Raw genomic sequence first — 21596 nt, 5'->3', positions numbered from 1 at the left:
CATCTTCGGATGATTTCGTTATAATTGTAAAATAACAAATAAATGTGTGGAAAATGTGAAATCTTCCTTTATTAATAAACTTACATATATAATGTACAACAAATAGAATTTGAGGTGTGTAAATTATGCTTTTTCCTGATTTAGCGAATAAAATTGTACGTGAAGTACGCAGATTAATTACTGAAAACATTATTATTATTAATATACAAGGCGTTATTATCGCAAGTACAGATGCGGAAAGAATCGGTCAATTTCATGAAGGTGCACTCCGCTGTGCGAAACAAAAGAAAACTGTCATTATTACAAAAGATGATGAACGACGACTGCAAGGTGTAAAAGCTGGGATGAACCTTCCTTTACTATTCCATGACGAAGTAATCGGCGTGATTGGAATTACAGGAGAACCTGAAAATATTTCACAATACGGAGAAATATTACGTAAGATGACCGAATTATTAATTCATGAAAACTACTTTTTAGAACAACTAGAACTTGAGCACCGGTCTTATGAAGCATTTGTCTTTGATTGGCTTCAAAATACAGACTGGTCTCCAAGTTTTCTCGATCGTGCAAAAACGCTTGGCATTGATTTATATAAGAAGAAACAACTTATTTTATTATCAATCGCCCAAGATAATACGATGCTCCAGCGTAAAATTTGGCAACATATGCGCAACATTTTAGCAAAAGAAAATTTATTTGTTCGCTGGGGAAATGATCGGTTTATTTTGTTTACAACAATCCAATCCAAAGAGCAAACCTTTCAATTTTTAAAACGGTTAAAACAAGACTGTGAAACTTTATTTTCTATTACTTTATATATCGGGATTGGACAGACAGTTACGCCAAGCAATATGAATTTATCGTACGAACAAGCATTACGCGCCCTTTCAGTATCACTTGAAACGAAAAAAATTGTATTTAATGAAGATTTACGTTTAGAAATGTGCTTACAAGATATTTCTACTGAAACTCGAGAACAGTTTCTAGAGCGTACCATTGAAAACTTAGTATCATCTCCTGAGCTTATGCACACTTTACGTTTATTTATCGATTATAACCAATCTTATAAGCAGACAGCTGAGCAATTACATATACACATTAACACATTGCATTACAGGCTAAAAAAGATTGAAGAACATACAGGACTTGACCCGAAACAATTCAAAGATTTAAATATTTTATACTTCGCACTCCTCTTATTAGATAATCATACAAAAAATAACGATAAAACAGATTAATCTTTAGGTGATTGCACATAGAAAGAATCCTCCAACTTTTTTATCATTATAATGAAAGCACTGTTACAACGTTTTTTATTATGACGAAATACGTTAACAGTTTGAGGGGGATTTCCAATGTTAGAAAAGCAAATTATTGATTCATTCGTATCTATTGTTGGCGAAGATAATGTAGATACATCCAATATGGGGCGTTTAACTTATAGTTATGATGCCACTCCAAACTTCCAAGCGATGCCTGATGCAGTCATTGCTCCTCGTAATACAAATGAAATAGCAGACGTGTTAAAAGTGTGTAACACTCATAAAATCCCTGTATACGTTCGCGGGTCTGGAACAAATCTTTGCGCTGGAACTTGTCCACTTGAAGGTGGTATCGTCCTTATTTTCCGCCATATGAACAATATTTTAGAAATTGACGAAGAGAATTTAACAATTACTGTACAAGCTGGTGTTATTACACTTGATATTATTAAAGCAGTAGAAGAAAAAGGTTTATTTTATCCACCAGATCCAAGCTCTATGAAAATTTCTACAATCGGCGGTAACATTAATGAAAACTCCGGCGGATTACGTGGTTTAAAATATGGCGTAACACGTGATTATGTAATGGGGCTTGAAATTGTTTTACCGAACGGCGATATCATTCGCACTGGTGGTAAATTAGCAAAAGATGTAGCTGGTTATGATTTAACTCGTTTATTTATTGGTTCTGAAGGAACACTTGGTGTTGTTACGGAAGCTATATTAAAACTTGTCCCTATGCCTGAAACGAAGAAAACGATGCTTGCGCTATATGAAGATATTAACGAAGCTGCTCGAGCTGTTTCTGCTATTATTGCAAATAAAATTATTCCGGCGACACTTGAGTTTTTAGATCAACCAACAATTGAAGTTGTAGAAGAGTTTGCACAAATCGGTTTACCAACTGACGTTAAAGCAATTTTATTAATTGAACAAGACGGCCCGCCCGAGGTTGTCAATCGAGATATCGAAAAAATGGCTAACGTTTGCCGTGCTATGAATGCGGTCGATGTTCGCGTTGCAAAAGATGAAGCGGAAGCAGATGCGCTTCGTACAGCACGCCGTAGTGCACTATCAGCACTTGCAAGACTAAAACCGACAACAATATTAGAAGATGCAACTGTACCACGTTCACAAATCGCTCCAATGGTTGAAGCAATTAATGCAATTGCAAAGAAATATAATATTCCTATTTGTACTTTTGGTCATGCTGGTGATGGTAACTTGCATCCGACTTGTATGACAGATGCCCGTAATGAAGAAGAAATGCATCGTGCCGAACAAGCTTTTGCTGAAATATTTGCGAAAGCGATTGAGCTTGGTGGTACGATTACTGGTGAACATGGTGTTGGCGCAATGAAAGCTCCGTATTTAGAAATGAAATTAGGTAAAGAAGGTATCGCTGCTATGCAAGGGATTAAACAAGCCTTCGACCCAAACAACATTATGAATCCTGGAAAGATGTTCGCGAAAGACTCTCGTAAAAGAGTGGTGGTTGAGCGATGAACACATTAAATAAAGAAAACATTCAAAAGGAATTTAAAGAACGATTAAGTGAAGATGAACTACTAAACTGTATGCGATGCGGCTTTTGTTTACCAACTTGCCCTACTTACATTCAATCTGGGTATAAAGAATCACATTCCCCACGCGGACGTATCGCCTTAATGAAAGCCGTCGTTGATGGTTTAATTGAGCCGGATGAAGATGTTGAAGATACATTAAATGTTTGCCTTGGCTGCCGCGCTTGTGAACCTGTTTGTCCATCTGGTGTGAATTATGGACATTTATTAGAAGAAGCTCGTGATATTATTAATCAAAATAAAAAGTTCTCCATGCCCGTGAGAGCTGTTCGTAAAGTTGTTTTTGAAGGACTATTCCCACATCAAAACCGAATGCGAACATTAACAGGACTAATCGGATTTTACCAGCGTTCTGGTTTACAAACGCTAACACATAAAACAGGTATTATGAAGTTATTCCCTGAAACACTTGCAACGATGGACCTCGTTTTGCCAAAAGTCCCTAAAATGAAAGCAATGAAAGATCGTCCTGAATTTTTACCTGCTGAGGTGGCAAAGAAGAAACAAGTTGCATTCTTCACAGGCTGTTTAATGGATACGATGTTTTTAGAAACAAATAACGCAACGATGAAACTTCTTCAACTTGCTGGTTGTGATATCGTTATTCCGAAAACACAAAGTTGCTGCGGGGCATTACATGGGCATGCTGGTGAAAAGAGTGGAGCAAAAGAATTAGCAAAACGAAATATAGAAGCATTCGAAGATTTAAACATCGACTATATTATTACGAATGCAGGTGGTTGCGGAGCTTACCTCGTAGACTATGATTATCTGTTAAAAGATGATCCCAAATGGGCTGAACGCGCAAAGCAATTTGTTTCTAAAATTAAAGATATTACTGCTATACTAGTAGAACTAGATTTCCATAAACGTAATGACTTACGACTCACGCCGCAAATCATTACGTATCAAGACTCTTGTCATTTACGCAATGTTATGCGAACATCTTCGGAACCTCGTATGTTACTAGAGGCCATTCAAGGCGCAACATACCGCGAAATGAAAGATGCGGACCGTTGCTGTGGTTCTGCTGGTATTTATAATATTGTCCATTCGGAGTTATCAATGGAATTTCTAGATTACAAAATGGACCGTGTACATGAAACAGATGCAGCGACAATTGTTACTGCAAACCCTGGATGTCTATTACAAATGAAACTAGGTATTGAACGCGAAGGTCTTTCTCATAAAATGAGAGGAATTCACATTGTTGATCTATTATTAGAAGCAATTGAAACCAACTCGTAACATACGTAATAATAGGAAAACGGCTATCTCCTTCGTCTAGGTAAAGAGATAGCCGCTTTTTTGTCCGCTACAACATTAAAAATATGTTACTTTATTATAAAAAAGAACAACAGAAACATTACAGTTTTGTAAAAATACATCCAGTATATTCCTCAAAAAAATGCTAAAATCATTGATACAATAGGATTCTTCATTTTTAATATAGGTACATTTATCCAAAAACCCCCTCTTAAAACCAAGTATAAAAATGCTAAAAATTCCTTTTATACTCTATGTTTCTCTTATTTCATCCCTTTCCTCTTCTTAGGATAAATTAGGAAAATTTTAAGTCTATGAATTTTTTTCCATCTTTTTTCTCGCAAATTGTATGCTACGATGAATTGGTCAGTCAGACAGGCTGTCAAAAACAAATCGTGTGAAAACAAATTAAAACTTTATATAGGGGGACACACATCATGAAAAAGCGTGTTTTATTATCTGTAGCTGCTGCAACAGCTCTTACTTTAGGAGTATCTTCTTTAGATGCACAAGCTGCAACAGTACAACCATCTAACATAAAGGTTCAAAATATTCAGCATTCAAAAATGATGATGAAGCAAATGAGCCAACAAGAATTACAAGCATTCTTACAATCTATGGGAGTTGAATCATTAGCACAATGGAACCAAGGACAATTCCAACAAGATTGCTTCATTCCTGGTCAACAGCCTACTGAAAATGTTGTTACTGAACAACCAACAGCTAAGCCAGAAGCTCAAAAGCCTGCTGAGGAAACTCAAAAACCAGCTGAACAAAAGCCTGCTGAAGAAGTTGCTAAACCAGAAGCTCAAAAACCAGCTGAAAACAACAATACTCAAAACGAAACACAAAAACCTGCTGAGCAAAAGCCTGCTGAAGAAGCAAAATCTTTAAGCGAATTCGAACAACGCGTTGTTGAATTAACAAACGCAGAGCGTACAAAACAAGGCTTATCAGCATTACAAATCGATACTGAATTAAGCAAAGTAGCACGCATTAAGTCTGAAGATATGCAAAAAAACAACTACTTTGATCATAACAGCCCTACATACGGGTCTCCGTTTGACATGATGAAAAAATTTGGTATTTCTTATAAATCTGCAGGTGAAAACATCGCCCAAGGACAACGTACTCCAGAAGAAGTTGTACAAGCTTGGATGAACAGTGCCGGACACCGTGCAAACATCTTAAATAGTGGCTTCACTCATATCGGTGTTGGCTATGTAGAAAGCGGCAACTACTGGACACAACAATTTATTACGAAGTAAATAAAAAGAGAGTCTTCTAGAAGAAGACTCTTTTTTTATGTTTCATAGCTTTCTAATATGTATGCGTATAAAATGTAGAACATAAACAAAATAGACCCGCAGCTTATTACACTAATTAACAAGTAAAACCCCCACTTCAGGCTCAAAAGCAACGAAAATAATATGCTGCATGCCATCACTTGAAAGATTCGCCTACTAACTAAACGGATTTTTTGTAATTTGATCGGTTCTTTCTCTCTATCCTTCACCTTTTTAAACACTTTACTAAACATAAAAAGAAACATACTAATTCCAATCGTTAGTCCTGTCTGAAAGGATATAATACTTCCCAAATTAATAAAGAGAATTAGTATATGGACAAATATCATAAATAAAGTAATACTCTTTATAAATCCATTTATAATGAAATACTCCCCTTCATTAAACTTATATATATTATGTAAAATAACATATACTAATCCATGTAAAATAATAATAAGGACAGGGATAAATAATACGACAACTTGTTTACTCATAAACTCGTTCGCTCCACCATTCTCGTTCCAATGCACTGCCATACGAGTTGGTAAATATGGATAAATACATAGAGTAAGTAAAAGACAAGCGAAAAATATCCCTAGCATATATTTATATTTGATCAAGTAATTCTCACCTCTCTTTTCTCTTAACGGCTTCGCCTCTTTCAGAGAAATCCCTGCAAAAATCTACCTTTTTCAACTTTAAACTTACACTTTACCTATTTTCTCTTTCAAATTTTTTCATTGTATCGTTTAAATTTGTAGGGAAAGGTACGTCAACAACGATCTCTTCTTTCGTAATCGGATGCAAAAAATTAATCTTCATCGCATGTAACGCTTGCCCGGACATATATGTTGTTTGCCCACCATATAATACATCCCCAACTAATGGATTTCCATTATAGCTCATATGAACGCGAATTTGATGCGTTCTACCGGTTTCTAACTGTAACGTTACGAGCGTCGCATTTTGTTTTTTAAAATATTTCTCTACTTTATAATACGTTATAGCTTGGTCTCCCTTTGGAGAAACACGACGCCTTGTAGCATGATGTCGATCTCTTCCGATAGCTGCATCAATTGTCCCCTGCTTCTTTTTTACTTTTCCTTCAACAAGTGCCATATACGTTCTTTTGATTTTCCGTTCCATTAATAAACGATCCATAATTGCACCCGCAATTCTATGTTTTGCGAATACAACCCCACCTGTCGTATCTTTATCTAATCTATGGATATGCCGAACCCTCGTCTCTAAACCTTGCATTTGAAAATGAAAAGCAACAAGATTGGCAAGTGTTCCCGTCCCATTTTTTTCAGAAGGATGTGTATCCATTTGCCCCTGCTTATTTACAATGAGTACGTGATCGTCTTCAAACACTACATTTAATTCACCATATTCCGGCTCTACGCCGTACTCCTCCTCCATAAACATATGAACTTGTAACTTATCTCCTTCTTTTAAAAGTTCATTCCATCTCCTTTGTTCTCCGTTAACCGTAACACCTTTTTCCATACGAAGCTGATGTAATAACTTTTTTGGTAATTCCCATTCTACTTTTAACAACGACTCAATACTTATACCATTCCACGTCGCTGGAACCGTAATTTCGCACCATTCGCCCTTTTTCTTTGTTTCCATACTATAATCACCTTATTTCTATTGATTCTCTCATTGTAACGGAAAACATAATTTGATGCACCGTCAAAAATAGAGGACAGCCTTATAATCGACTGTCCCCTCACGCTCTAAGCCTTTTCATTTCCTGCAACACTTCTTCAGCTTTTTGTTCATACAATAAATCTTTAAAGAAATCCGCCAATCGTTTATAGTCGTTGTACGTATCTAATAAGTCGTCTATTTTCTCTCCTTTCATAACTTGTTGCTTTTGCTTCATTTTTACTGGATAGCGATACCCCGATACTTCTTGTATTTTGTAATACTCATCCTCTACTTGAATGACTTTTACAAGTTCCTCTTCTTCCGCATCCATCGTATACCCGTCAAAGTCTCTAAGCAGTTCATAAATAATATGAGTCCATTCATCTTTTGGGTAAAACCCTTTTTCCAACCGATAACCGACAATGCGATACATATGCCCATCGTTTTCAGCAAACTGTACTGTATCATTTAGCTTAAACTTAAAATAACGAAACATTGCCTTCACCTACTTGTATGTAATGTTCTTATCACATACTATGCGCAAAATATGGGCCCTGCTATTCATAAAAAAAACTCATCTTATAGATGAGTTTTTTTTACGATGATTTTTCTCTTTTCTTTCGAAATGGTAGCCACCAGTTCCAATCCCCAAACAATTTCATTAAACTTGGTACGAGCATAAGACGGATAATTGTTGCATCAAGAAATATTGCTAATGCAACCCCAAGCCCCATCTGCTTTACTGGTAAAATATCAGTAAAGGCGAACGCACCGGTAACAACAATCATAATTAAAGCGGCGGACGTAATAATCCTACTTGTCGAAACAAGCCCTTCTAACGTTGCTTGATCGTTATCTCCTGTTTCTTCATAAAGCTCATGAATACGTGAAATAAGAAATACTTCATAATCCATGCTAAGCCCAAATACGAGGCCGAAAATAAAGATTGGTAATACAAATAAAACTGAACTCTCTTCTAATCCGAAATGACCACCTTCAAATAACCAAATAACAATTCCAATTGTTGCACTTAAACTAAGTACGTTCATAATAATAGCTTTAATTGGAATGAGTATAGAGCGGAATGCGAATAATAAAATGACAAAGGTTGATCCAAATATAACAGACATACCAATTGCAACTTTATCTTTAATTTCATCTTCTAACTCTTGCTGGAACGTCGTCATACCGCCCAAATAATAAGTAACATCATTTTCTTTATAATTCTTTTTGAAATCACGAACCCATTGTTTTGCGGTTTCTGTACTTGGCTTCGTATCCAAAAAGACTTCCATTGTTGTTTTATTCCCTTTCGTATACGCTTCAAATACAGGAGCTATTTTCGCAGCCTCTGGCGACTGTAACATTCCAGCAACTTGATCTGCTTTCATTCCATTTAGCCCGTCATATACACTTTTCACCTTATATACTTGCTTATCGTCTTTTAACTTTTGAACAACAGCTTCTATCTTTTGTAAACTTTCTTTTTCTGTTATATCTTTCTTCGTCTCTACTACTAATGTCACATCAGCGTGTGTTTGGACAGTTTTATTAAAGGCTTCTTCATACTTCTCAAATGCAACTCTCGTATCACTCTTTTCAGGTAACGCTTCAACACCAGGAAACTGCAAGTTAGCTGTACGTAGCGGTAATAAACAAATAACAATAAATGTTGTAACAACAATAATCATGACGATTGGATGTTTCATTACAAACTGTGCAAATTTACGCCATACATTTGATGGCGTAGGCGCCGCCTGATTCTTTTTTAATATCCTTTTACCAATTAAAGATAATAGCGCCGGAAGAAGTGTGAGCGAAAACAAAATGCTCATAATAACGACAATCATCCCGCTAATAGCAACAGACTGAATATAATCTATCTTAAAGAAAAATAAGCCTGATAAACCGACGAATACACATAACCCTGAAAATACGATAGCACGCCCTGCCGTTTGATACGTAATCGCTATCGCTTCTTTCACTGTTCTCTTCGCAACTTCCTCTCGAAAACGATTTACAAATAACAGTGCGAAATCAATTGATAATGCGAGTCCAATCATCGGTGCAACATTTAACACGAAAATAGATAGCTCTTTATCACTACCTATAAAATATAAAATCCCCATCGTACTAATGACACTAAGCGCGCCATTTACAATCGGTAAAATAGACGCAATCAGACTACCAAATGAGAATAATAGTACGAGAAAAGCAATAGGTAATCCAATCATCTCTGCTACTTTTAAATCATTTTGCGTTCTTTCATTAATCTCTTGATTAATTTTCGGATATCCTGTCGGTGTTACTTTTAATACGCTATTACTTTCCTTCTCGATTTTCCCGGCAAATTGTAATGTCTTTTCCATTCGTTCTTTATTTGTTTTCCCGGAAAATAAAATCGTCGCATAACCGATATCATCTTGTAACATCTCTTTATTTTGCATTGGATGATGGAAAGATTCGTATTTTTCTTTCTCTTCAATTTGATTTATTATCCCCTCTATACGCTTTTGGAACTCCTCATGCGAAGTATCCTTTTCCTTCTCAAAAACGAGTAAAAGTGTATCTTGAGACTGCTTAAAATCTTTATCTAAAATTTCTTTCGTCTTTTGATAATCCCCTTCTGTTTGGAAACCATCACCGCCCAGTACTCCTGGAAGTTTTGGAGCAAAAATACCGAGCACTATCGCAAGTAGTAGTAATGCTACAATTACTGTATAACGAAATTGATACAAAAAAGTTCCTAACTTCCCCCACTTATCAATTTTATGTACATTTGTCTTCACACATTTTCACCTACTTTATATAATTCACTTGTCATTTATACTGTATCACATCTCCCCGTAAACAAAAAACGTCTAGAAAAACTATAATACTAGTTTTTCTAGACGTTTTTCTATCTCTCGTTATTAAGTCCCAATCTCTCGGTAAGTAAACGATGACAATAAATTGCGATGATTAACAAAATGCCACCTACGCAGTAACCTGCTAAAATATCGGTTGGATAATGAACATTTAAAATGACTCTACTTAATCCAATCAATATAATTAATATGCCCATTGAAATCGTAATACCACATTTTCCAGCTACACTCTTCAAATTCGCAGCAATGATATAGGCAAGAAAACCAAATGTTATAATAGATAGCATTGCATGTCCACTTGGGAAGCTATACCCAAGTGCGTCAAGTGCCTCATTTAATGATGGGCGGTCTCTTTTTGCAATTTCTTTTATTCCCTTATTAACAAGGTGTGTCATTAATATAGCCATTGGGTACACAATCATAGCAGCATAATAACGCTTTTTCCAAAAAACGAGCAAACTTATAATTAGTGTCGTTATAACTCCAATTGCAGATCCTAGCTTTGTAAAATAGGAGAAGAATGTAAGTGAGCTTTCCGTTTGCAATCCTTTTACCATATCACGTACGTATGTATCCATCATTGTAACACCACCTACATATACCCTCCAAGCGATGATACTAAATAGAACAAACAACAAAATGATACACATTAATTCATACTGATGTAACTTTTTCTTCAATCGATTTCCTCCTACTATGAAAAAATGCGATTTCTACTTTAGAAACCGCATTTTCTTACTTATTTACCTTTTGTTTTCAGCTCTGTCCAGTAGCGATCGTAGTCTTTTAACTTATCGTCTACATCAACAAGCCACTCTGTACGATCTAATTCTTCTTTTGTTAAGAAGATCATGTGATTATCACGATATTCTTTACTATGAAGAGGATGAGCTTTTTCATTTGGATTACTGTAACCAATTGACTCGTAGTTTTTCACACTTACTTTTTCATCTAATAAGTAGTTCATAAACTTCTCTGCAAGTTCTTTATTTTTCGCACCTTTTGGAATTGCTAACGTATCAGCCCAAATTGTGCCACCTTCTTTTGGTACAACGTATCCTACATCTTTATTGTCTTTCGCAATGAATGCTGCGTCTCCAGACCAAACTGTCCCGATCCAAGCATCTTCTGTAATGAATTTTTGTTTAATGTTATCTGTATCGAATGCTAATAAGTTTGGAAGTAGCTTCTGCAAATCAGCAGACGCTGTCTTTAACTGTGCATCCTCTTTCGTGCTATTAGAGAAACCGTTTTTCTTAAGTCCCATTCCTAATACTTCACGAGAATCGTTTAATAAAGTAACATGTCCTTTATATTTCTCGTTCCATAAATCATTCCAGCTTGTAGGTGTTTCTTTCACATACTTTTTATTGTATGCAATTCCTGTTACACCCCAAGTATATACTAGAGAATACTTATTCTCTGGATCAAACGCAGGTGTTTTAAAGTTAGAAACAAGGTTCTCGATGTTCGGGATATTCTTCTTATCTAAAGGCGCTAATAAGTCCATCTTCGCCATCGTTTTCACCATGTAATCAGATGGCTGAATTAAATCATATGTCGCGCCACCAGCTTGTAATTTCGCAAGCATTTCTTCATTACTTGCATATTTATCGTAGTTAATTTTCACGTTATATTTCTTTTCAAAATCTTTTAAAACTTGCTCATCAAAATTGTCAGCCCAGCTATAAATGTTTAATTCTTCTTTTTTCTCACCACAACCAGCAAGTACACCTGCAGCAAGACTGAAGCTAATTGCTATACCAGCTAATCTCTTCACTAATTTCATCGGTTTATTACCTCCTCGTTCTTTCTATATCATTCGTATTATAAAGGAAGGTGTCCTCCAGAGTTCTCTTCACCGTCTGCACCTTTATTACGGAAGATTTCCGATAGCACCATTAATCCTACAATTACAACAATTAATATTGTAGAAAGAGCATTAATTTCAGGCGATACTCCACGCTTAACCATACTATAAATGTATAATGGCAATGTTGTTGATCCTGGTCCTGATACGAAGAAACTAATTACAAAATCATCAATCGATAATGTGAATGTTAATAATGCGGCTGAAATAACTCCTGGTGCAATTGCTGGAAACGTTACATAACGAAACGTTTGCCACGGCGTTGCTCCTAAATCGTTTGCAGCCTCTTCTAAATCACGTCCCATACCAGAAAGACGTGCCGCTAAAATAACAACAACAAATGAAATACTGAATGTAATGTGTGCAATAATAATTGTTGTTTTTCCAAGTTCCATACCTAATTGACTAAATAGGATAAGTAAAGATAATCCCATTAAAATATCAGGAATTAAAATTGGTAAATATACAAGACCGTTAATGGCCCCTTCAAAACGATATTTGTAACGGTGTAATGCAATAGCAAAAATCACACCAAGAACTGTCGTCACAATTGTCGTTATAACAGCAATCGTCATACTATTTACAAACGCATCAATAACATCTTGTTTTTGAAATAAATCTGTATACCAATGGAGTGTAAAGCCCTCCCATTCCGCATTAATGCGAGAATCGTTGAAGGAATATACCATTAAAACCATCATTGGAAAATACAAAAACAATAAGATTAACCAAGAATAAGAAACTAAAAACTTCTTCATTTTTGCCTATTCCCCTCCGTTTCCATCATATTTATATACTTTCGTTGCACGATAATATAAGTAAATTAACAGAACAGAGAATAGAACAACAATCATAGATAACGCGGAACCAAACGGCCAGTCACGTGAACCTAAGAATTGGTTTTGAATTACGTTTCCGATTAATGCTACTTTCGATCCACCCATAACGTCTGATACAACAAACATTCCAATAGAAGAAACGAATACTAAAATAGAACCAGTAGTAATCCCTGACATCGTCATCGGTACTGTTACATTCCAAAATGCCTTTACTGGTGTTGCTCCTAAATCATAAGCCGCCTCTAGCTTACGCTTATCAAGCTGCTCAATTGCTGCATACACTGGTAAAATCATAAATGGTAATAAAGAATATACCATTCCGAGTATTACAGAAGGCGTATTATATAGCAGATTTAAAGGTTCACTAATAATACCTAGTTTCAATAGCAATGTGTTTACAAGACCTTGTGAACGTAAAATAACAATCCATGCGTATGAACGAACAAGAAAGTTAATCCAGAACGGAATCGTTGCCAATAATAGAAGGATAGAACGATATTTACGATCAACAATTGTAATTGTATAGGCGAATGGATAACCGATTAATAAACATAGTACTGTCGTAATAACAGCTATCTTCACTGTTTCCCATAACGTCCCCATATATAATGGATCAAACACACGTGCTATGTTATCTAATGTAAATTTCATTTCCACTGTCCCGTATGCTCCGCGCTGCATGAAGGCAAATGCTAATACGAACAGAAGTGGAATTAGGAAGAAGAGTAACAGCCATACGACTGTAGGTAATGCGAGTAATTTCCCTTTCTTCAATTTAAGGTCACCTCGTCCTCTTGCTCCCAGCCTACATATACATTATCTCCAATGCTCCACTGCGTTGCTTCTTCAGCAGTTTGGTATGCCATTAGTAATTCCGCTGTTTTCTCCTCACGTACATATAGCTTTTCCATATTTCCAACAAATTCAATATCTTCAATATGTCCAAGATGGTATTCTTTTAAAATTGGCTCTTCAACCGAGCGAACTTTTACATTTTCAGGGCGAACTGCTACGTAGTTTTCCCCATTTTTCACGATATTATTTTCACCGATGAACGTCGCAACAAACAATGTTTTCGGCTTATTGTAAATTTCCTTAGGCGTGCCGACTTGTTCGATATGCCCTTTATTCATAACGACAATACGATCACTCATACTCATCGCTTCTTCTTGATCGTGCGTTACATATATGAACGTAATTCCTAAATTACGTTGTAAGTTTTTCAATTCACGTTGCAAATCTTTTCTTAACTTAAAGTCAAGCGCTCCAAGTGGCTCATCTAATAGTAATACACGTGGGTTGTTTACAATTGCTCTTGCAATTGCTACACGCTGCTGCTGTCCACCAGAAAGCTTCGAAGGTTTACGATTACGGAACTCAAGTAACTGCGTTAAACGCATTGCCTCTTCCGCACGTTCTTTCTGTTCTGCTGCTGATACTTTTTGCATTTTCATACCGAAACAAATATTTTTTTCAACATTCATATGTGGGAATAGTGCGTAATGTTGGAACACTAAATTCATATGACGCTTGTATGGCGGCAAATCGTTAATCTTTTCATCATCTAATAAAAGATTCCCTTTAGTTGGGGTTTCAAATCCTGCGATCATACGAAGTAAAGTCGTTTTCCCGCAACCACTCGGTCCTAAAATTGTTAAAAATTCTCCTTCTTTAATATCTAAAGAAAGAGGGGGGATAATCACTTGATTTCCAAAATGTTTTTCTACTGCTTCAACTTTAATAATCTTTTTCATTTTCCCGTCCTATCTACCTTAAATTTTAATTTTTATATTCATGAATAAATATTTATGTTCTATAGACTATTTTTTTGTTTCGATCCAAACAAAAATGGTTGTTTAGCAGCGTTCTCTTCTATTCTTTATGTAGTATGTTTGATTCATTTTCGCATGATACATATGTCGAACAGAAAAACCCCTTCAGTTGCGAAGGGGTTTTTATCATACGGCTACGCCTACTGATAAACACCATCATCATTTTAACAACTTTCGTATGAATTTTAAAGCACTTTTTGTAGAAGAGTAACGAATTTTCATGTCGAATGCTGTAGATTGGGACAAAATGCTTTTATAATGGGAAAAAGTCCGAAAACTTTGTTCACCATGATAGCTGCCTAATCCACTACTTCCAACGCCCCCAAAAGGTAAATATGGCGTTGCAAGATGATATACGACATCATTTATACATCCTCCGCCATATGAAATATTACTCGTCACTTTCTCTTGCACTTTTCTATCTTCAGAAAATACATATAGTGCTAACGGCTTTGGATGGTGCTGAATCGTTTCAATTACCTCTTCTATTTTGTCATATTCTATAATTGGTAAAATCGGCCCAAAAATTTCATCTTCCATAACAGCACTTTGCCATGTAACATTCGTTAACACTGTCGGCTCGATGTGTAATGTTTCTTTCGTATAATTCCCGCCAATCACAGGTTTACCATCTTGCAAAAATGTACATAAACGTTCAAAATGACGCTCACTCACAATTCGCACATAATTGTCATTTTGCAAAGCATCTTTTCCATATTGCTCTGCGATTTCATGTCTTAATGCCTCGATTAACTGCTCTTTCACTGAAGAATGAACGTACATATAATCAGGTGCTACACACGTCTGCCCAGCATTCAAAAACTTGCCCCAAACGATACGTCTTGCGGTTACATCTAGCTTTGCATCTTTATGTACAATACATGGGCTTTTCCCGCCAAGCTCTAACGTAAGAGGCGTTAATTTTTTCGCCGCTGCTTCCATCACAACTTTTCCGACACCAACACTACCTGTAAAGAAAATATAGTCAAACGGTTCCTTTAAAAGTGCAGTGCTTTCCTGAGCGCCGCCTTCTACTACCGATACAAGCTCTTCTGGGAATAATTCACCTAACATTCTCGTAAGCACTTTTGAAACGTTTGGCGTTAACTCTGACGGCTTTAAAACAACTGTATTCCCAGCTGCCAGCGCTCCTACTAGAGGTGCAATTGCTAACTGAAACGGATAGTTCCACGGTGCGATAATAAGCGTCACACCATACGGTTCTGGTACTACCTTCCCCTTCGATCCGAAATGAGTTAGTGCTGTTCGAACTCGCTTCGGTTTACTCCACGATGACATATGTTTCAATTGAAAAGAAATTTCTTTTAATACATACCCCACTTCCGTTGTAAACGACTCATGAACTGACTTATTTAAATCTAATTTCAATGCTTGAAATATCTCTTCTTCAAAACGCTGAATTCCATCATAAAGCTTTTTCAAATTATTTTTTCTTGTTTCTATACTTCTCGTATATCCATTATAAAAATATTCCTTTTGTTTATTTACAATAGAGGAAATACTCATTCACTCACCTTCTCCCACTATGTTTATCCAATTCTTTCATTATTTATATAGACTTCATATGTAACAAATTTCTATTCTTAAAGTTACATTATATATAACTTTTCCCTTTATATAAAATTCATTGCTCACAAAAAACTACCGAAAGAAAATCTCCCGGTAGTTTTACTGTATTAACGGTATAAACGAACAGCACCTGCAGAATTATCATCAGCTTGTCCTACTACTTCAAACTTCAGACCAAGCTTCGGTAAAATACGTCCTGCATCTGGAATCTGCTCATTAATATACTTTTTAGAGTCATCGAACTTCGGTACCCCTGGTAATCCATCGTATACGAATGTTCCACGCGTTGGAGATACAACTTTCCAAGCTGGCGTTTTGTCGAATGAGAACGCCGCATCAGCAATTTGGAATCGCGTACTGCTTGTAAATGTTGGTTTGCCATTTAAAGTTCCTGCAATTGCTTCTGGATGAGAGTCAACTACACCAAGGAAACCATGTCCTGGATGTATGCCAACCCAGTTATCTGTGTAAGCTGAATCCGCATACCATACAACCATACCAGTGTTATATACTGGACCGCGAGCAAATTTCAATGCGTTATCTGAACCCGCATAGTTTCTCCACTCTACATAGTAGTTATGCTTTTTCTTATCCATTCCGTTAGATGCAACGAAACCGTCCAATTTGAATTGTGGTGTACCTTCTGCATCATCAGAGAATGCAACATTTCCATCTACAGTTAGTGACGCATTATCAAGTGTAAATCCATTTAACGCCAATCCACCGTCTGTAATATATTCAAATACTAGTTTCACTTTCTTACCTTTGAATTGACTTAAATCATATGATTTATCAACCCATTTTCCATTTGTCGTAGCTGCATTTCCACTATTTGCTTTCTCACCAATTCTTTCAATCAACGTTTTTTGTCCATCTTCTGTTACAGCGTGTACTTCAAGGAAATCGTACTCTGCTTCGATTTCATACAATGACTTATAATCGAATTTTGCAGTCGTTGCTTTCGTTAAATCGAATAGTGGCGTTTCCATCGTTGTATGAAGGTCATCACCTTTTGTGCTGTAGTAATACTGTTTACCAAATGCAGGCTGAATTCCTTTTACATCTTTATCTGGTAAGTTAACACGAATCAGACCTGGACGATCTGACTTCGTAACACTTTGGTCTAAGTATGTTGCAAGACCGATACCTTTATTTAATTTCTCGTAATCTACTTCTACGATATTCGCCCAGTTACCACCGATTGTTTTTTGGAAAAACTCTTTATTTTGTGGTGATAAACTCGTTGGCGTTGTTCCTGCGATTTTACCAGCCCAGCTTCCGCCACTCATAATAGACCAAGCTTCAACCGGTTCACCATCACCGCTATACTGTGTATCATACTCATCTGGAAGACCTAAATCATGGCCATATTCATGTGCGAATACACCAACCGCGCCATCTTCTGGTTCAATTGTGTAGTCGAATGCTGCCATATTTCCGCCCCAATATGGAACTTTCGCTTGTGTACCTTCAATTGCGAATGGTTTTGGTCCAACTGTCCAGCGATGTGACCAAATTGCATCATCACCTAATTTACCACCGCCAGCTTCTTGTCCAACACCCGCATGAATAATCATTAAGTGATCGATTAAACCGTCCGGTTGATTTTGATTCCCATCACCATTTACATCATATTGATCGAACTGATCAAACTGTGATAAATCAAGTCCGCTATCTACAGCCGCTTTTAATGCATCTTTTACTAGATCACGTGGTCCTTTTGGTCCTTTATTATCATGACCTGTACCAGCATCTGCACCGTAATCAGCAGCTTTACCTGGAACTGTTAACCATTTTGTGACTGTTCCGTCCACTGTGTAACTACCACCTGATTGCTCTTCGTAATATTGTTTAAACGTTTCGATTTTGCTTCCATCTTCTAACGCGAATGGCTCATTACCGAATAACATTTTTTCATAATGTTCTTTGTTAAAATCGTTAGAATACATGTAGCCAGGCTCTTTATCAATATTGTTATGCTTGAAATCAGCGTACTCTACAAGTAAAACAAGTACTTTATCTTTACGAACTTCACCGTTATACTCTTTTTGCTTAGCAGGTGAAGTTGGTACTTTCCCATTTAAGCCTCCTCTAACTGGACCTGTTCCTGCTGTAGTCCCGTTTGCTGGCTGCTCTGATTTTTCTTTCGTATCTGCCTTTGCATCTTTCACTTTCTTTAAAAAGTCAGATGCATCTTTCGTAAGTTGGTCCCCACTTGCCGCTTCTTTCCCAGGATTTTCACCCTTCTTTTTCTCTACATACTTTTCGACAGCTTTCTTTGTTTCTGTCCCTGAAGCAGATGAATCAATTACCCCACGTTTTTTTAGCGCATTTGCTAATCTCTCTTCTGGGATTAAGTGATCATCAACTGGGCTTGTAGCTGTCTTGTTCTCCGGCGTTTCAGCATATACAGACTGGCTTCCAGCACCAAACGACAAGCCTAGAACAGCTGTCAAAGCAATTGATGATAACACTTTAAATGGTTTCTTTTTCATCCCTTATTGCCTCCCCTAATATAAAATATGTATTACACACTCTATATTATTAAAAATTCAATATATTTTCAATATTTAGTTATATTATGTAATTTTTTTAATATATTTGTAAAAATTTCATAGTTAGTATACGAATATATCACAATTCAACAATATTTTCAGAAAATATTGAAAATATTTGTCAGAAACTTTATAATCGCCATAGAGGGAATTTAATGGGGATTTTATCTTTGTTTCATCTACAAAATATTTGATAATTCACTATATAAAATACAAAATCCGATTGCATTATCATATATTCTGTAGCAGCAATTATGACCACTAATTAGGGAGGAATTACATTTGTACAAAGATAAGGCTGACTCACTAGATCAAGAATGGATTGATTTAATACTTGAAGCTCTAGATGCTGGCATTGCCCTGCAAGATATTGAACACTTTTTTCAACGTATGAAGCATACGAGCCAGGCTCAATAGCCTCGTTCTTTTTAACGAATTTTATGTTATAATAATCACATCATAAGACGACTACATATTGATAGAAAGGTGCGCAAATATGATAGGAGAACGTATAAAACGCCTTCGTTTACAAAAAGGCATTTCATTAACAGAACTCGCCGAAAAAGCTGGTGTCGCTAAATCTTACATTAGTTCTATAGAACGGAATTTACAAAAAAACCCTTCTATTCAGTTTCTTGAAAAAATTGCAGCTGTTCTACAAATTCAAGTTGATACTTTACTTCACGATGAAACAACAACGGAGGGTCACCTAGACTCCGAATGGACACAACTCGTTAAAGATGCAATGAGCTCTGGTGTCTCAAAAGAACAGTTCCGTGAATTTCTAGAATTTACACAGTGGAAACAAAATCAAAAATAATATATATGAAGGAGCGTATAAGACTAGCGCTCCTTTTTTCTTTATTAAAAAAAAGCGGGAGATACCCGCTTTTTTTTATTTATTATCTTTCTTCGCCCGCTTCTTGGTTAGCATTGAACGTCCATTCTAAGTTTAATGAATCACCTTGGAATTTATTTTGATCTTGACCATTCTCTTCGAATACAAATTGTACCCATAGATAGTCCTCTGTACCAGCTTCTAAGCCACCTTTTTCTCCCCACTCAGGAGCAAAGATGTCTTTAGCTAAAAGATCTGGATCAGCATTTTGTAAATCAGCTAAAGTTGTTTCATATACAGGCTCGCTTTGTTTATCCCAGTTCCAAAGGAATTTCACTTTAATATGCTTACCGAAGTCTTCACCAGCATTATCACCTTTTGCATCTTTCACAGTATACTTTGTCGCTAATTTAACGTCTTTAATTGTTAAATTACCGTCGTTCTTTAATAAGAACTCTTTCTTAACAGAATCCCCTGGTTTCAAATCTTTAATATCTACAAGCGTTTTAGGGTTTAATGTAAGATCTAACGTCCCGGCTGCAAATGTATTGTTTGATACTTCTTTATCGCTAAAGTAAGCGAATGTTCCTCCACCAATTAAAGATAACCCCAATGCTGCTGATGCAACTCCCATACCTAATTTCTTTTTCAGACTCACAATCAATTCCCCCTAGCTGTTTTTTGTATTTTTATCTCTTATTTCAAAATAAGAGGTGTAACTAAAACTATATTAGCTTAGCTAATATTTGTTCTTTTTTTAAAACCTTAAGTTCATTATAACGAACAAGACTATATAAATACAATATATATTTTGATTATTTTTATTTCTCAACATTTTTTCCTTTTTTTCAGAAAAGTATTGAGAAATAAAGTGAAACTTTAATCAGTGTTTTTCTGTCCATCCCCACTGATCATTAACCTTCACCAAGCGGTGGGCTTCCAACTAACTTCCTCGCATTCGTTAAATTTTTAGGTGAAGACCTTATACCCACGAATAGTGAAATAAGAAAAACAAAGCAAATAGGTGAGTCGTAGGGCTCTCTCACCTATTTGTCGTATCATTGTATTTATTCCTTCCGAAATGCTGCTGTATTTTACTTACTATTCCTTCTTTTCTTCTTGCTTCTTACTCTCTTCTAGTTTTTTCGCCTCTTCCTGCTTCTTACTCTCTTCTAGTTTTTTCGCCTCTTCTTGTTTCTTACTCTCTTCTAGCTTTTTCGCCTCTTCTTGTTTCTTGCTCTCTTCTAGCTTTTTCGCTTCTTCTTGCTTCTTACTCTCTTCTAACTTTTTCGCCTCTTCTTGTTTCTTGCTCTCTTCTAGCTTTTTCGCTTCTTCTTGCTTCTTACTCTCTTCTAATTTCTTTTGCTTCTCAGCCTCACTCACTTGCTTTGCTGTTTCATCTACTAATAATTTTTCAAAAGCTTGAATTTGTTTATCAATCACCTGTAAATTAACCTCTTTATCAACATACTCACAGTGCTCTTTAACTATATGAAAACCAGCATTCACATACGAGAATACTTGCTTATTAGATTCACTTTTATTTCCCTTTAACTCTTCTTTCACTTTGTTATAAGGATTTTCTATTGATGCATATACCTTTTGTAACAGTTCCCTCTCAGTAACAATTTTCTCACGTCCTTGCTTCCACGTAACAAGCGCCTGTTCTAATTCTTGAGTGGAAGTGAAAGTTACTTTCGATTTCATCTCTTCATACTCATGCAAAATTACTTCCTTATGTTGCTTAGCTTGTTCTGTCAACTGATCAACTGTTTTTGGAAAAATACTTGCTGTAGAAATAGTAGCCTGCACTTTCGTCTCATGAATGAAAGCTGCCTCTGTATAAGTCATCATTTGAGAACCTAAATAAAAAGTAATAGAGCACAAACATGGCAATATAAGCATCTTTTTGAATTTGCGAGGTGCCTTCAGCATTTTAATCTCTCCTATCGAACAACTTGTTCTTTATCAAGAACTATACCTTTATTATAATAAAGTGAATTACAAAATGATATAAAAATTATGTTTCTTTTTACATTTCTCTTTTAACACAAAAAGAGACTACCACTTTTGTGGTATTATCCCCTTTAGGTAGACAGTGTAAAAAAGACCATGTGCACACATGGATGTTACACTATTACTTGGA

Annotated in this window: 19 protein-coding genes; 6 read left to right on the top strand and 13 right to left on the bottom strand. The window is 36.1% G+C overall.

Going from position 1 to position 21596, the window contains the following annotated elements; translation table 11 throughout:
* Positions 1–125: 125 nt before the first annotated feature.
* The 4 genes from B5P40_RS24965 (at position 126) to B5P40_RS24950 (ending at position 5382) form a co-directional block, all read left to right on the top strand.
* A complete protein-coding gene (locus tag B5P40_RS24965; RefSeq protein ID WP_002011596.1) occupies positions 126–1241 on the top strand; it encodes a CdaR family transcriptional regulator in 1116 nt (371 codons plus the stop codon).
* A gap of 117 nt (positions 1242–1358) precedes the next feature.
* On the top strand, positions 1359–2771 hold the full coding sequence (gene glcD / locus B5P40_RS24960; protein WP_002188861.1) for a glycolate oxidase subunit GlcD: 1413 nt from the start codon (positions 1359–1361) through the stop codon (positions 2769–2771).
* A complete protein-coding gene (locus tag B5P40_RS24955; RefSeq protein WP_113710104.1) occupies positions 2768–4096 on the top strand; it encodes a (Fe-S)-binding protein in 1329 nt (442 codons plus the stop codon). Before glcD ends, B5P40_RS24955 begins: the two co-directional genes overlap by 4 nt.
* A gap of 455 nt (positions 4097–4551) precedes the next feature.
* Positions 4552–5382, top strand: a complete 831-nt coding sequence (locus B5P40_RS24950; protein ID WP_002030537.1) for a CAP domain-containing protein — start codon at positions 4552–4554, stop codon at positions 5380–5382.
* Positions 5383–5417: 35 nt separating this feature from the next.
* Here the strand turns inward: B5P40_RS24950 and B5P40_RS24945 are convergent, their stop codons facing one another.
* The 11 genes from B5P40_RS24945 to inhA1 all read right to left on the bottom strand — a co-directional run bounded on the left by B5P40_RS24945 (position 5418) and on the right by inhA1 (position 18552).
* Positions 5418–6023: a DUF1648 domain-containing protein gene (locus B5P40_RS24945; RefSeq protein ID WP_113710103.1), complete on the bottom strand. Its 606-nt coding sequence runs from the start codon at positions 6021–6023 to the stop codon at positions 5418–5420.
* A gap of 91 nt (positions 6024–6114) precedes the next feature.
* A complete protein-coding gene (locus B5P40_RS24940) occupies positions 6115–7038 on the bottom strand; it encodes an RluA family pseudouridine synthase (RefSeq protein WP_113710102.1) in 924 nt (307 codons plus the stop codon).
* Between the two features lie 100 nt (positions 7039–7138).
* Positions 7139–7555: a hypothetical protein gene (locus tag B5P40_RS24935; protein ID WP_002126125.1), complete on the bottom strand. Its 417-nt coding sequence runs from the start codon at positions 7553–7555 to the stop codon at positions 7139–7141.
* Between the two features lie 100 nt (positions 7556–7655).
* The gene (locus tag B5P40_RS24930; protein ID WP_002166118.1) at positions 7656–9848 is read right to left on the bottom strand and encodes an MMPL family transporter; all 2193 of its coding nucleotides are present in this window, start codon (positions 9846–9848) and stop codon (positions 7656–7658) included.
* Between the two features lie 110 nt (positions 9849–9958).
* On the bottom strand, positions 9959–10606 hold the full coding sequence (locus tag B5P40_RS24925; RefSeq protein WP_113710101.1) for a phosphatase PAP2 family protein: 648 nt from the start codon (positions 10604–10606) through the stop codon (positions 9959–9961).
* Positions 10607–10665: 59 nt separating this feature from the next.
* Entirely contained in the window at positions 10666–11715 is a 1050-nt protein-coding gene (gene potD / locus B5P40_RS24920) for a spermidine/putrescine ABC transporter substrate-binding protein PotD (protein ID WP_002011485.1), read from the bottom strand.
* Positions 11716–11753: 38 nt separating this feature from the next.
* Positions 11754–12554 (bottom strand): spermidine/putrescine ABC transporter permease PotC, encoded by an 801-nt coding sequence (gene potC, locus B5P40_RS24915; protein WP_002011483.1) that lies wholly within the window; start codon positions 12552–12554, stop codon positions 11754–11756.
* Positions 12555–12560: 6 nt separating this feature from the next.
* On the bottom strand, positions 12561–13409 hold the full coding sequence (gene potB / locus B5P40_RS24910; RefSeq protein ID WP_002126118.1) for a spermidine/putrescine ABC transporter permease PotB: 849 nt from the start codon (positions 13407–13409) through the stop codon (positions 12561–12563).
* A complete protein-coding gene (potA, locus tag B5P40_RS24905; protein ID WP_002030425.1) occupies positions 13406–14389 on the bottom strand; it encodes a spermidine/putrescine ABC transporter ATP-binding protein PotA in 984 nt (327 codons plus the stop codon). The genes potB and potA overlap by 4 nt, the downstream gene beginning before the upstream one ends.
* 237 nt (positions 14390–14626) lie before the next feature.
* Positions 14627–15994: an aldehyde dehydrogenase gene (locus B5P40_RS24900; RefSeq protein ID WP_113710100.1), complete on the bottom strand. Its 1368-nt coding sequence runs from the start codon at positions 15992–15994 to the stop codon at positions 14627–14629.
* A 170-nt stretch (positions 15995–16164) separates the two neighbouring features.
* Positions 16165–18552, bottom strand: coding sequence for a M6 family metalloprotease immune inhibitor InhA1 (inhA1, locus tag B5P40_RS24895; protein ID WP_002188852.1), 2388 nt, complete (start codon positions 18550–18552; stop codon positions 16165–16167).
* A 342-nt stretch (positions 18553–18894) separates the two neighbouring features.
* On the opposite strand from inhA1, the gene B5P40_RS24890 reads away from it, so the two are divergent.
* Entirely contained in the window at positions 18895–19029 is a 135-nt protein-coding gene (locus B5P40_RS24890; protein WP_002011474.1) for an anti-repressor SinI family protein, read from the top strand.
* Positions 19030–19108: 79 nt separating this feature from the next.
* The gene (locus tag B5P40_RS24885; RefSeq protein WP_113710099.1) at positions 19109–19432 is read left to right on the top strand and encodes a helix-turn-helix domain-containing protein; all 324 of its coding nucleotides are present in this window, start codon (positions 19109–19111) and stop codon (positions 19430–19432) included.
* A gap of 82 nt (positions 19433–19514) precedes the next feature.
* Here B5P40_RS24885 and calY read toward each other — a convergent pair whose 3' ends face one another.
* Both calY and B5P40_RS24875 read right to left on the bottom strand, forming a co-directional pair.
* Positions 19515–20108 carry a biofilm matrix protein CalY gene (gene calY, locus B5P40_RS24880; protein ID WP_113710098.1) on the bottom strand — a complete coding sequence of 198 codons (594 nt, stop codon included), beginning with the start codon at positions 20106–20108 and terminating at the stop codon, positions 19515–19517.
* A 443-nt stretch (positions 20109–20551) separates the two neighbouring features.
* On the bottom strand, positions 20552–21385 hold the full coding sequence (locus B5P40_RS24875; RefSeq protein WP_002168858.1) for a DUF4047 domain-containing protein: 834 nt from the start codon (positions 21383–21385) through the stop codon (positions 20552–20554).
* Positions 21386–21596 lie beyond the last annotated feature (211 nt).

The sequence above is a fragment of the Bacillus sp. SRB_8 genome (assembly GCF_003264205.1).
GTDB classification, from domain to species: domain Bacteria; phylum Bacillota; class Bacilli; order Bacillales; family Bacillaceae_G; genus Bacillus_A; species Bacillus_A mycoides.
The sequence above is the reverse complement of the archived record's forward strand: the minus strand, read 5'-3'. Positions and strand labels throughout refer to the sequence as shown.

Bases quoted from the DNA above. Each gene is read 5' to 3' on its own strand.
- B5P40_RS24965 (WP_002011596.1), top strand. From the start codon at position 126: ATGCTTTTTCCTGATTTAGCGAATAAAATTGTACGTGAAGTACGCAGA.
- glcD (WP_002188861.1), top strand. From the start codon at position 1,359: ATGTTAGAAAAGCAAATTATTGATTCATTCGTATCTATTGTTGGCGAA.
- B5P40_RS24955 (WP_113710104.1), top strand. From the start codon at position 2,768: ATGAACACATTAAATAAAGAAAACATTCAAAAGGAATTTAAAGAACGA.
- B5P40_RS24950 (WP_002030537.1), top strand. From the start codon at position 4,552: ATGAAAAAGCGTGTTTTATTATCTGTAGCTGCTGCAACAGCTCTTACT.
- B5P40_RS24940 (WP_113710102.1), bottom strand. From the start codon at position 7,038: ATGGAAACAAAGAAAAAGGGCGAATGGTGCGAAATTACGGTTCCAGCG.
- B5P40_RS24935 (WP_002126125.1), bottom strand. From the start codon at position 7,555: ATGTTTCGTTATTTTAAGTTTAAGCTAAATGATACAGTACAGTTTGCT.
- potD (WP_002011485.1), bottom strand. From the start codon at position 11,715: ATGAAATTAGTGAAGAGATTAGCTGGTATAGCAATTAGCTTCAGTCTT.
- potC (WP_002011483.1), bottom strand. From the start codon at position 12,554: ATGAAGAAGTTTTTAGTTTCTTATTCTTGGTTAATCTTATTGTTTTTG.
- potA (WP_002030425.1), bottom strand. From the start codon at position 14,389: ATGAAAAAGATTATTAAAGTTGAAGCAGTAGAAAAACATTTTGGAAAT.
- B5P40_RS24900 (WP_113710100.1), bottom strand. From the start codon at position 15,994: ATGAGTATTTCCTCTATTGTAAATAAACAAAAGGAATATTTTTATAAT.
- inhA1 (WP_002188852.1), bottom strand. From the start codon at position 18,552: ATGAAAAAGAAACCATTTAAAGTGTTATCATCAATTGCTTTGACAGCT.
- B5P40_RS24885 (WP_113710099.1), top strand. From the start codon at position 19,109: ATGATAGGAGAACGTATAAAACGCCTTCGTTTACAAAAAGGCATTTCA.
- B5P40_RS24875 (WP_002168858.1), bottom strand. From the start codon at position 21,385: ATGCTGAAGGCACCTCGCAAATTCAAAAAGATGCTTATATTGCCATGT.